Genomic DNA, 12,888 nt, shown 5'->3' on the forward strand with positions numbered 1-12,888 from the left:
GCTACTTGATCTTCAGGTTCAGAAGTTCAGCTTGGTTGCCGACCTTGTTGTGGAAGTGGAAGTAGAGCACGTCCTGCTTGTCGTCTCCACCCTGGGCGTTCAGTGCGTTGGGGCGCGGGTTTTCGGGGAAGACCTTGAACGGGATGGGCTCGCCATCAGCGCTCACGTCGATCCCCGTCACACCGAGGTTGGATCCGAAGGAGATGCGGGGCTTAGCCGCGTTGTACTCAAAGACCACGGCGTCGGTCTCACCGGAGGCGAGGCCTTCTTCCTGGCTGGCCGAGGCGTACCAGGAGTTACCGATCGCGCGGATCGTCAGCGGCAGGTCGCCACCAGCGATCTCGGCCGGCGTGAAGCCGACCGCAGTCAGGTCGAACGGCAGCGCCATGATGGAGCTATCGAACGTGTTCGTATCGAAGGCGCCCCCCGGCAGCTGGTTGACGAAGGAGATGCCGGTGTTGCGGCCCGTCAGGGCGTTAAACACGGCGACGATCGTCACGTCCGAACCATCCAGGCGCATCGCCTCAACCGAGTACGGCACGCCCTTGGCTACGACCTGCAGCGACAGGTAACCGGGCGCGGCCGGGGAAATCGGCCAGGCGCCGTAGGTCTCCAGACCCACGATGACCTGCGCGTCCTTCGCGATCTCTTCCGGCGTACCGGTCAGTTCCTTGACGTTGGAGCGAACACCGACGCGCTTGATGTCGGTGGACTTCAGCAGCTCCGCGTATTCCGCGTCGGCCTCATCCACGACCTTCTCCGGCGAGGACGCCACGAACTCGAGCGGCAGGGCAGCTGGGAAGAAGTCGTTGACGACGCCGTCGTAGGCGCTCGGGTAGCTGAAGGACTTGCCGTTAGCGGTCAGAGTGCCGTCGTTCGTCTTCTTATCGAGCTTGGCCTTCGCTTTCAGGTTGGCGACGGGCTTGACCGCTGCCGAGACGGGCAGGCGCAGCTCGCCGCCCTCGGGAGCGCCGGTGCCCTTGGCAACGAGACGGCCCGTCGGCGTAGAGATGAACTCGCGCAGCAGCTCGACACCGCCCAGGGCGGCCACAGTCTGCGACAGCTCCATCGTCGGGTCGATGACCTTGGAGAAGTTCTTCGGGTTGATCGTGAGCTTGACCGAAACCTCGACCTGGCCGCCGGCGGGCACCGAGACCTTCGCGGGCGTCACGGTGTAGGTGACGCCGGGAACCTTGGTGGCCTCGACGTAGGACAGGTTGAGGGCAGCGGCCTTATCGCCGGTGTTCTGGATCGTCACCTTGCGCTGGGCGTTGAAGGTGTTGTCAGCGAACTCGACGGCACCGAAGTTCACCGAAGCAAGCTGCGGGTTGGCCGAATCGAACATCACGATGTGGTTATCCACGCCGGCCTTGGCATCAACACGGCCGGTGCCAACGCGCTGCGGCCCGAAGACACCCTTATCGGAGGTGATGTCGTGGAAGGCGGTGTTCATGACGCCGGCCTTGAGCTGAACAGCGTTCCACTTCGGGTGCGCCTGCTTGACGAGGGCGGTGACGCCGGCGACGTGCGGGGTCGCCATCGAGGTGCCGGTCATGGTAGCCGGGCCGTTGCCGCTACCAACCGCGGCCGAGACGATCTGGGTGCCGGGGGCAGCTACGTCGGGCTTGACGATACCGAAGGAGCCGTGCACGCCACGCGAGGACGACGGGTTCAGCTTGTCAGCGTTGTTCGCGTCGAATTCGCGGATCGCGCTGATGCCGTCCTTGGTGAAGGTGACCGAGACCGGTCCCGCTGCGAGCGCCGCTTCGACCTTGGCGGTGTTATCGGCCGTGAGCTGGAAGCCCGGAATCGTGGCGTTGCCTGCGATGCCCGAGGTGAACTCGTTGACCGAGGACTTCAGCACGACGCCTGCGGCGCCCGCAGCCTCGAGGTTATTGAATCGGGCGGCCGAACCACAGGCGAGGGCAGGCGTGTCGATCCAGTCGATCAGCACGGCCTTGCCGGCAACCTTCGCGGCGTCCTCAGCCGACAGCGGCTGGCAGGCCTCGGAGTTCGCGCCGGTCAGGGCAACACCGTCCTGCGGGCCGACGACATCCGAGGGCCACACGTAGTTCACCGAGTACTGGCCGGCGAGCTTTTCTTCTGAGCCGTTCAGGTTGAACGTGGCTGCGTCGAAGTAGGAGACGCCGTTGGTGGAGTTTGCCACCGTCAGCGAGGAGGTCGCGTTGCCGGGGGAGCCACCAATGTCGTACTGGTCGCCGTCGTTACCGGAAGCGACGACGGAGACTATGCCGCGCTCCTTGAACAGGGCATCGACGATGAGGTTTTCGGGATCTCCCGCGGGGGCGTAGGTGCCGCCGAGGCTCATGTTGACGATGTCGACCTTGGGCCACTTGTAGGAGCCATCATCGTTCTTGGCGAGCAGCTCATCCAGGGCGGCCGGCACATAGCCGGTGGATCCCGCGCAGCCGAAGACCTTGAACGCGAGGATGTTGGCTTCCGGTGCCGAGCCCGGAGCAACCTTGAAGGTGTTGAGATCCTCGGCGATCAGCGCCGAGTAATCTCCCGTGAAGGTCTCGCCTTCTGCGGTGACGCCCATGCCAGCGGCCGTGCCGGCCACGTGCGTGCCGTGGCCGCCGGAGCGGCTGATGCGCGGATCCGCGTTACACACGTCGGGATCGATGTCGATGGGGTTGGGGTCCGGGACCGCGACGCGCGAGCCGAGAGAACCGGAGGGGGAATACGTTTCACCAACGAAGTCCCAACCGCCGATGACGTTGCCGATGGGCCATTCGGGGGCGACGGTGCGCGCGGCCTCGTCGCGGTAGGGCGTGTAGTCGCCCGTGCCACCGAAGGTCTTATGGGTGAAGTCGACGCCGGAGTCGATGACGGCGATCGTGACGTCCTTACCCGTAGCGCCCGAGTACTGCCAGGCATCCAGGGCGCTCGTCAGCTGGTTGCTGCCAGCATTGGACGGGGTGCGCAGCGTCAGGGGACGAATCGCTACCACGTCATCGCGCTCGGCGAGCTTGGTCAGCGCTTCCGAATCGGCCTGGACCGCGAAGCCGGAGATGGCATTCGTCGTCGTGTACAGGACTTCGGCGCTGGAATCGGTCAGGGCACCGGCAACTTCCTTCGCCTTATCTTCGACCTTCTTCTTTGCCACGGAGGCCTTTTCGCCCGCGTCCGTCGCATCCACAACAGTGCGGGCCGCGACCTGCACGAAGGCATAGACGCGGCCCTTATCGAGATTGGAGACGATCTTGTCCGAGGGGGAGATCTTTGCTGCAGCAACCGCCGCCTTGAGCTCCGAGATATCCGGATTCGGCGAGGGGGCAGCTGCGACGGGTGCGGCGAGCGATAACGCGACGGCAATACCGGCGGGAATCGCAACCGCACGACGGTGGTATCTACCTGGCATCGGCAGTCCTATCGTGAGGGGATCTAACTTCAGGTGTGTTGAGGGTCACTCGACTCTGGACATCCTACGATCAAAAATGTCGCCCGTCATGTACCAGCTCAATCCGCCATGAAGTCGCAGGGCAGAATCGTTACCATTTCGTCACCTAATAGCCAGGATCTGCGCCACACTCTTTCCGCATCATCTCGCGGTTCTGTCTCGTTTAGCTCTTCTTGACTGCCAGTTTAGGAGAGCTAAAAAACTCGAAGTATTCTTCCCCGAAATTCGGCATGTCGGCAACGCCAACGGGCCGGGTCCCACCGTGGTGGAACCCGGCCCGCGGGGCTCGGATCGGTTAGGCCGTCCGACGTCGGATCAGCAGCGCGCCGCCGCCCAGCAGGACGAGCGCAAGGAATCCTGCGCCTAGCACCTCGCCGCCGGTAATCGGCAGTCCGGGCCTACCGGGGTTCGTCGGCTTGGCCGTCGGCTCATCGGTGGGGGACTGCGTCGGAGTTTCCGTTGGCTCGTCCGTCGGAGTCTCCGTCGGAGTCTCGGTCGGCTCCTCGGTCGGAGTCTCGGTGGGCTCCTCGGTCGGAGTCTCGGTGGGCTCTTCCGTCGGCGTATCGGTGGGCTCTTCCGTCGGGGTTTCCGTTGGCTCGGTCGCCGCCTTCAGCGCCAACAGTTCGGCCTGCTCGCCGACCTTGTTGTGGAGGTGGAAGTAGAGCACGTCGTGCTTGTCGTCGCCCTCCTGCGCGTTCTTCGCGACGGGACGCTTGGCGTCCGGATCGAGCGTGTAGGCAATGGCTTCACCGTCGAGGTTCAGATCCACGCCCTTGACGCCGAGGTTGGAGGCAAACGAGATGCGCGGCTTGCCAGCGTTGTACTCGAATGCGACCGCGTCGGTCTCGCCAGCGGCCAGGCCCTCGTCGGGCTTTTCCGCGGCGTACCAGGAGTTACCGACCGCGGTGATGGTCAGCGGCAGATCACCGGCGGCGATCTCCTCCGGCGTGAATCCGACGGCGGTGAGCTCGAACGGCAGCGCCATGACAGCGCTATCGAAGGTGTTCGTATCGAAGGCACCGCCGGGCACCTGGTTGACGAAGGACAGTCCGGTGTTCTTACCCGCGTCGTCGAAGACCGCGACTACGGCGACATCGGAGCCTTCCAGGCGCATGGCCTGGACCGAGTAGGTCTTGCCCTTAGCCTGGACCTTCAGCGAGAGGTAGCCGGGGGCGGCCGGGGAGATCGGCCAGGCGGCGTAGGTCTCCAGACCGACGAGCACCTGGGCTTCCTTGGCGATCTCCTCCGGGGTGCCGGTCAACTGCTTGACGTTACTCAGGACGCCAACGCGCTTGATGTCGGTGGACTTCAACACCTCGGCGTATGGCTCCTCTTCGGCGGAGACCTTCTTCTCCGGGGAGGAGGCGACGAACTCCAGCGGCAGTGCCACGGGCACAAACGCGTTGACCTTGCCCGGGTAGGCGCTGTCGTGAGCGAAGGTTTCGCCGGTGGCACTCAGCGTGCCGGTGTTCTTGTCCGCGTCGAAGTCGGACTTCGCGGTGAGGGCAGAGGCGGGCTTGACCGTCGCGGAGATCGGCAGGCGCAGTTCGCCGCCCTCAGGAGCGCCGGTGCCCTTGGCAACGAGGCGGCCCGTCGGGGTGGAGATGAACTCGCGCAGGAACTTCGCGCCGCCTAGGGCTGCGACTTCCTGCTCGAGCGGCATCGTCGGGTCGATGACCTTGGCGAAGCGCTTCGGATCGATCGCGATCGTCACCGTTGCTTCCACCTGGCCACCTGCCGGGACGTTGACCGCGGCCGGGGAGACCGAATATGTCACGCCGGGAACCTTGGTGGCCTCGAGGTAGGAGAGCTTCAGAGCTGCGGCCTTATCGCCGGTGTTTTGGATCGTGACCTTGCGATCGGCAGTGAAGCCGGCCGCCGGGAACTCGACGATCCCGAAGTTCACCGAGGCGAGAGCCGAGGCCTGCGAATCGAACATCACGATGTGGTTGTCCACGCCGGCCTTGGCATCGACGCGGCCGGCGCCAACGCGCTGCGGCCCGTAGGCGCCCTTGTCGGAGGTGATGTCGTGGAAGGCGGTGTTCATGACGCCGGCCTTGAGCTGGATTGCGTTCCACTCCGGGTGCGCCTGCTTGACCAGCGCGGTCACGCCCGCGACGTGCGGGGTGGCCATCGAGGTGCCGGTCATGGCAGTCGGGCCGTTGCCGCTACCGACCGCGGCCGAGACAATCTGAGTGCCGGGGGCTGCCACGTCGGGCTTGACGATGCCGAAGGAGCCGTGCACGCCGCGCGAGGACGAGGAGTTGAGCTTGTCGGCGTTGTTCGCGTCGAATTCGCGGATCGCGCTGATGCCGTCCTTGGTGAAGGTAACCGAGACCGGTCCGGCGGCCAGCGCCGCTTCGACCTTGGCGGTGTTATCGGCGGTGAGCTGGAAACCAGGCAGGGCCTTATTACCGGCGATGCCCGAGGTGAACTCGTTGACCGAGGACTTCAGCACGACGCCTGCGGCGCCAGCGGCCTCGAGGTTGTTGAATCGGGCGGCCGAGCCGCACTTCAGCGAGGGGGCCTCCACCCAGTCGATCAGCGCGGCCTTGTCCTTGACCTTTTCCACATCTTCGGCCGACAGTGGCTCGCACGCCTCGGAGTTGTCTCCGGTCAGGGCGACAACCTCCTTCGGGCCGACCGCTTCGGAGGTCCACTCGTAGCTGACCGAGTACTGCCCGGCGAGCTTTTCTTCCGTGCCGCCCAGGTCGAAGGTCGCCGCGTCGAAGTAGGACACGCCATTGGTGGAGTTAGCTACCGTCAGCGCCGACGCGGCGTTGCCCGGGGAGCCGCCAATGTCGTACTGGTCGCCGTCGTTACCGGAAGCGACGACGGAGACGATGCCGCGCTCCTTGAACAGGGCATCGACGATGAGGTTTTCGGGATCGCCAGCCGGCGCGTAGGTGCCGCCGAGGCTCATGTTGACGATGTCGACCTTGGGCCACTTATAGGAGCCGTCGTCGTTCTTTGCGAGGAGCTCATCGAGGGCAGCCGGCACGTAGCCGGTGGATCCCGCGCAGCCGAACACCTTGAATGCGAGGATGTTGGCTTCCGGTGCTGAGCCCGGGGCGACCTGGAAGCCGGCCAGATCCTCGTCGCTCAGGGCGGCGTACTCGCCGGTGAAGGTGGTGCCATCGGCATTGACGCCCTTGCCAGCAGCGGTTCCGGCCACGTGCGTACCGTGGCCGCCTGAGCGGCGGATCTTCGGGTCAGCGGTGCAGACCTCGGGGGCGATGTCGATGGGGTTCGGATCCGGGACCGCAACGCGCGAGCCGAGAGAACCGGAGGGGGAGTAGTCCTCACCGACGAAGTCCCAGCCGCCGATGACGTTGCCGATCGGCCACGTCGGCTTCGCGGTGCGAGCTGCCGCATCGCGGTAGGGGCTGTAGTCGCCCGAGCCACCGAAGGTCTTATGGGTGAAGTCGACGCCGGAGTCGATAACGGCGATCGTCACGTCCTTACCGGTCGCGCCGGAGTACTTCCAAGCCTGCAGCGCCTTCGTGAGCTGGTTCGTCCCGCCGTTGGACGGCGTGCGGAGCGTCAGAGGGCGGATCGCGATGACGTCATCGCGCTGGGCAAGCTTGGTCAGGGCTTCCGCATCGGCCTCAACCGCGAAACCGGAAATGGCGTTCGTCGTCGTGTACATGACGGTCGCCTTGGGATCGGCAATGGCATCGGCGACGGCCGACGTCATGGCCTCGACGCGCTTCTTAGCGGTCGAGGGTGCCACGCCATCATCACTGGCCGTGACAACACTGGGGGCCGCGACCTGCACGAAGGCGGTAACGCGGCCCTTTTCTAGCGGAGAGACGATCTTGGCGGACGGACTCGGAGAGGTCTTTTTGACGGCGGCGCTGAGCTCGGCGACATCGGGATTCGGCGAGGGAGCGGCGACGACGGGTGCAGTGAGCGAAAACGCAACGGCAAGACCCGCGGGAATCGCCACCGCACGCCGGGAGAATCTACCTGGCATCGGCAGTCCTATCATGAGGAGAAATTACAACATGGTGTCGAGGGTCACTCGATGGGGGTTACGCTACGCGACGCTTTCCACCCCCATAAGAGGTGCCCATATGGGTGTCGTCTCCCGGAAAGCTGAAGGGTTGACAGCGGCCGCGAGAGGCCACTCGCCCAACAGCTGTCGTTGAATCTTGCTAATTATTGTTGCGATAAAGGATTCTCAACTCGAGGGTCTGGGAAGACCAGTAAGGTGGCGTTATGAATGCGACGACACGCCCTACTGATGCTGAGACCAAGGCCCTTGTTTCCTCGGTTCTGGCTGGCTTGACTGACCTTGCATGCGGCATCGTCGCCCCAGAATATGTGAGACTTATCTCAGGTTCGCGTGCGCTTTCCGGACGCGCCGAACGCGCGAGCGATGCTCCTCTCGCCCGAGAGCTCGCTCCCACCTACCACCTGGACGGCGCCCACGTGTCCTGGCGCGGTGACCTAGCGACGATTCGTGGCGAAGTGAGCACGCAGCATGCCGACGGCCGCGTCGAGCACAGCGCGCTCCACATGAGTGCGCGCCACGATGGATGCTGGCACGTGCAGTCGTTTTCATTGCGCCCGGCCGCAGGCGCACAGCGAGAACCGTCTGCCGAACTTTTTAGGTAAGGTCAAACCGTGAGCACTCGACTGACAACACTCTTCCTTCGCACGCTGCGCGAAACCCCCGCCGATGCGGAAGTCGCGAGCCACCAGTTGCTCGTGCGCGCCGGATACGTTCGCCGGGCCGCCCCGGGCATTTACACGTGGCTGCCGCTGGGCCTGAAGGTTCTGCGCAAGGTCGAGGCCATCGTGCGCGAAGAAATGGATGCGATCGGCGGCCAGGAAGTGCACTTCCCGGCCCTGCTGCCGGCCGAGCCCTACCAGGCGACCAACCGCTGGGTCGAATACGGCCCCAACCTGTTCCGCCTGCGCGATCGCCGCGATAACGACTACCTCCTTGCTCCCACGCACGAGGAGATGTTCACCCTTGCCGTGAAAGACCTGTACTCCTCTTATAAGGACCTGCCGGCGATCATCTACCAGATCCAAACGAAATACCGCGACGAAGCGCGCCCGCGCGCGGGCCTCATTCGCGCCCGTGAGTTCATCATGAAGGACTCCTATTCCTTCGACGTCGAAGACTCCGGCCTCGATGAGTCCTACGCCAAGCACCGCGAAGCCTACGAAAAGATCTTCCAGCGCCTCGGCCTCGACTACGTCATCTGCGCGGCCATGAGCGGCGCGATGGGTGGTTCAAAGTCCGAAGAGTTCCTCTTCCCGACCGCGATCGGCGAAGATACCTTCGTGCGCTCGCCCGGTGGTTACACCGCCAATGCCGAGGCCGTCGAGACGCCGGCGCCCGCTGACGTCGATTTTTCCAGCGTGCCCGAGCCGAGCCAGATCCATACCCCGGGCGCCAAGACGATCGCGACGCTGGTATCCGGACTGGAGACCGAAGCTCCCCGCGAACAGGGCTGGAGTGCGGCCGATACGCTCAAGCACGTCGTGCTCAAGGTCAGCCACCCCACCGATGGCGACTCCCTGCTCGTCATTGGCCTGCCCGGTGACCGCGACGTCGACCTGAAGCGCGTGGAGGCGGCACTCAGCCCCGCCGAGGTCGAACCCGCCAGCGAGGATGACTTCAAGGCATACCCCGAGCTCGTTCCCGGCTTCATCGGCACCCGCCACATCGGCCCCCAGGGCCGCAAGGACGCCGACGGCAACTCGCTCATCACCTACCTCATGGACGCGCGCGTGCCGTACGGCTCCGCCTGGGCGACCGGCGGCGACGAAGATGGCTACCACACGATCAACAACGTGTTCGGCCGCGAGTTCGAGGTCGACGGCCGCATCGAGGCCGCCGAGATCCGCGCGGGCGATCCTGCCCCCGACGGCTCCGGGGAGCTCGAGCTCGCCCGCGGTATCGAGATTGGACACATCTTCCAGCTCGGCCGCAAGTATGCCGAAGCGCTGGGGCTGAGCGTCCTCGATGAGAACGGCAAATCGCGCATCGTGACGATGGGCTCCTACGGCATCGGCGTCTCGCGCATCCTCGCGGCGCTGGCCGAGGAATACCACGACGAGCACGGCCTGACCTGGCCGATCCAGGTGGCGCCCGCCCACGTGCACATCGTCGCCACCGGTAAGGACCCGGCGATCTTTGAGGCCGCGGCCCAGCTCGCCGAGGACCTCGACGACGCCGAGTTCGACGTCATCTACGACGATCGCCTCAAGGTCTCCGCCGGCGTGAAGTTCGCCGACGCGGAGCTGCTCGGCGTACCGAACATCCTCGTCGTCGGGCGCGGCCTTGCCGATGGTGTCGTCGAACTGCGCAACCGCGCAACTGGCGAGTCCCGCGAGATCGAGATCGACGGTGCTTCGCAGGCCATCGCCGACGAGCTCACCGCCCAGCTCCTTGACGCCGGAGCCTAAGGCACGTCTCCTCACGTGCGGCCACGGCCGGCTCACCGCAGCCGGCCTGGCCGCGCTCCTCACATCGGCGGGCGTCACCCAACTGGTTGACGTCCGGCGCTTCCCACACTCGCGGCACAACCCGGACGCGCAGGGCGAGGCCATCGCCCGCATGTGCGCCGAGCACGCCATTGCCTATCGCTGGGATGAGCGCCTCGGCGGCCGGCGACACCTGAACCGTGAGGCGGATGCGCGCTCGCCGGATACGTGGTGGCAGGTCGCCTCGTTTCGCGCCTACGCCGCCCACACCCGCACCCCCGAATTCGCCGACGCGATGAACGAACTCCTCGCCGAGGTCCCTCGCGGGCGCGTCGCGATCATGTGCTCGGAGACGGTGTGGTGGCGCTGCCATCGCCGCCTCATCGCCGACGTCACCGAGCTCAGCTTCGGTGTTGGCGTCGTCCACCTGCTACCCGGCAACCGGCGCGAGGCGCACCGCATCAGCGACGGCGCGCGCCTCCTACCCGCGGGCGGCCTCGTATGGGATGGTGGCGGCGCCTAGCCGGCCAACCAGCTCGCGGGGACCTCAATCTTCGCGGTCGCGAGCTGCCGCGTCGCCTCAGTCAAATAGCTCATGACCGCGCCGCGCTCGGCCACCGCCAGATCGGGCAGGGCGCCCGCGACTGCCGCGGCGCTGCGCTGGATAATCTCAGCGCGCGAGAGCTGTTCCGTGACATATATCGACGGCGGTCGCACCCCGCTCACGCCGCTTGCTTGCGGCGCCGCGACGGCCGCGCGATAACTGCGGGCCAGCGTCACGGACTCCTTGTCGCCGGAGCGCGCGCCGAGCGCCTCCAGCTGCCACGCACCCCAGTCGAGGGCTTCCACGACGGCGGCCGACGTCGTCCACCGCCCGCTGCCCCAATCCGGCAGCTCGACGGGGGCATCCTCGGCACTGAATTCAGCGAGCAACGCGGGCAGCATGCCCGCGGCGACGACTCCGCTCGACGTGTCCTCACCCGCCAGCTGCTTTAGGGCCGTTGCTGCCGCGGTGCGCTGCGCAATCGCTTGCTCACTCGTCGTCACGGGCGGAATCGCCGGGGGAGTGGGCAGTGCCTCGCACTCCTGCTCGCTCGCGTCCGTCGGGCATGCCTGCCACACGCCGCCCACGAGCTCGACGCGAGTGCGGTAGCGGTCAGCGGCCTGCTCATCGCCGAGCGCCTCCGGGCTCGCCGCGGCCAGCGCCTGCAGTGCGATCGCGGCCTCCTGGCGCAGGGTCTCCTCCGCGCTCGGGGGCTCGGGCGTCGGTGCGGGCATATCGAAGCGCAGCGCGCACCCGCCGAGCAGTAACGCGCAGCCCAAGGCCACTAGCAGAAGTCGCAGTCGTTGCACCTCTTTAGGGTGCCACAGCCGCCGCCGCGGCGGAAAAACCCGCCGCGCGCGTCCTGGTAGCATGGCGAGCGATACAACTACACATGGAGGGTTGTCAGATGGCCGACCAACGCGAAACCGACCTGCTACGCCACCTCACCCCGCTTGGCCAAGCGCACGAACTGCTGATCGAAGACGTCAAAGTCGTGCCCGCCGGCAAGAAATCCGTCCTCCGTGTCACCGTCGATCTGCCCGACGGTCCCGGCAGCGTCGATTCGGAAAAACTCACCGAGCTCTCCCGCGAAATCTCGAGGTATCTCGACGAGCACGACCCGCTGCCCGGAACCTACACGCTGGAAGTGACGACGGCGGGCGCCACCCGCACCCTTTCCACGCCCCGGCATTTCCGCCGCACCGAGGGCCACGAGATCGAATTCGTGCACGACGGCACCAAGCTCCTTGGCCGCGTCATCGACGCCTCTGATGAGGATCAGACCGTCACGCTGCGCATCGACGAAGACGACGTGGTCCTACCCATCGAGCAGGTGCGCAAAGCGCGCATCCGGCTCGCACTCTAAGAGGCCGCGCCCCGCGCGCGCCCACCAACATCAAGCTATGGCCACACCCGGCATCGGGTGAGATAAGGAGACGATTGTGGATATCGACATGAGTGCACTCAAGCTCGTGGGAAGCGAGCTGGAGATCTCGCTGGATGTCCTCATCTCGGCGATCGAAGAAGCCCTGTTGACCGCCTACCACCACCTGCCCGATTCCGTCCGCGGCGCCCGCATCGATATCGATCGCCGCACCGGGGCCGTGACGGTGTGGGCACCGGAGTACGACGACGAGGGTACGATCATCGGCGAGTTCGAGCACACGCCCGAGGGCTTTGGCCGCATCGCGGCCCAGACCGCCCGTTCGGTCATCGTGCAGCGGCTGCGCGACGCCGAGGATCAGCAGGTCCTTGGCAACTACAAGGACAAGGCCGGCCAGCTCGTCTCCGGCGTCGTCCAGCACGATCACCGCACCCGCCACATTTCCATCGACCTCGGCGACGTCGAGGCGATCCTGCCCGAACACGAGCAGGTGCCCGGCGAAACCTATGAGCACGGCGAGCGCCTGCGCGCCTACGTGGTGGAGGTTGGCCGCGGTCGCAAGGGCCCACAGATCATCGTCTCTCGCACCCACCCCGAGTTCGTGCGCGGCCTCTTCGCCCACGAGTGCCCCGAGGTGGCCAAGGGCGACGTCACGATCACCTCGATCGCGCGCGAAGCCGGGCGCCGCTCGAAGATCGCGGTGAGGTCCAACGTGGCGGGCCTGAACGCCAAGGGAGCGTGCATCGGCCCGATGGGTCAGCGCGCCCGCGCCGTCATGAGCGAACTGCGTAACGAGAAGATCGACATCGTCGACTACAGTGACGATCCCGCCGAGTTCGTAGCTGCCGCGCTGTCCCCGGCGAAGGTCTCCCAGGTCATCATCGACGAAGAAGCCCACCGGGCAATCGCGATCGTGCCGGATTACCAGCTCTCGCTCGCGATCGGCAAGGAGGGGCAAAACGCCCGCCTCGCCCACCGATTGACCGGGTGGAAGCTCGATATCCGCTCGGATGCGGAGCCTTCCGGGCAGTGAGTCCGCTCACGCAACGGGGCTCTTCGCGCATTTGAATGCGGCGAAACTGCGCCCCAGGCGTT

The 12,888-nt window shown here is 65.8% G+C and carries 7 protein-coding genes; 4 read left to right on the plus strand and 3 right to left on the minus strand.

All coding sequences use genetic code 11. The features are described 5' to 3' along the window. Position 1: 1 nt before the first annotated feature. Positions 2-3,382 carry a S8 family serine peptidase gene (locus BLU67_RS10340; protein ID WP_092565657.1) on the minus strand — a complete coding sequence of 1,127 codons (3,381 nt, stop codon included), beginning with the start codon at positions 3,380-3,382 and terminating at the stop codon, positions 2-4. A gap of 334 nt (positions 3,383-3,716) precedes the next feature. After that, entirely contained in the window at positions 3,717-7,397 is a 3,681-nt protein-coding gene (locus BLU67_RS10345) for a S8 family serine peptidase (RefSeq protein WP_176780783.1), read from the minus strand. 653 nt (positions 7,398-8,050) lie between these two features. Here BLU67_RS10345 and BLU67_RS10355 point away from each other — a divergent pair. Then, a complete protein-coding gene (locus BLU67_RS10355) occupies positions 8,051-9,847 on the plus strand; it encodes a proline--tRNA ligase (protein WP_092565663.1) in 1,797 nt (598 codons plus the stop codon). Then, a complete protein-coding gene (locus BLU67_RS10360) occupies positions 9,831-10,388 on the plus strand; it encodes a DUF488 domain-containing protein (protein ID WP_092565665.1) in 558 nt (185 codons plus the stop codon). Before BLU67_RS10355 ends, BLU67_RS10360 begins: the two co-directional genes overlap by 17 nt. On the opposite strand, the gene BLU67_RS10365 is transcribed toward BLU67_RS10360, so the two are convergent. Further along, positions 10,385-11,188 (minus strand): hypothetical protein, encoded by an 804-nt coding sequence (locus BLU67_RS10365; protein ID WP_143027408.1) that lies wholly within the window; start codon positions 11,186-11,188, stop codon positions 10,385-10,387. The genes BLU67_RS10360 and BLU67_RS10365 overlap by 4 nt on opposite strands. Before the next feature lie 128 nt (positions 11,189-11,316). Here BLU67_RS10365 and rimP point away from each other — a divergent pair, with 128 nt between their 5' ends. Then, the gene (rimP, locus tag BLU67_RS10370) at positions 11,317-11,775 is read left to right on the plus strand and encodes a ribosome maturation factor RimP (RefSeq protein WP_176780784.1); all 459 of its coding nucleotides are present in this window, start codon (positions 11,317-11,319) and stop codon (positions 11,773-11,775) included. Between the two features lie 76 nt (positions 11,776-11,851). Next, entirely contained in the window at positions 11,852-12,826 is a 975-nt protein-coding gene (gene nusA, locus BLU67_RS10375) for a transcription termination factor NusA (protein ID WP_092565671.1), read from the plus strand. Positions 12,827-12,888 lie beyond the last annotated feature (62 nt).

It is taken from the genome of Bowdeniella nasicola (assembly GCF_900107735.1).
GTDB classification, from domain to species: Bacteria; Actinomycetota; Actinomycetes; order Actinomycetales; family Actinomycetaceae; genus Bowdeniella; species Bowdeniella massiliensis.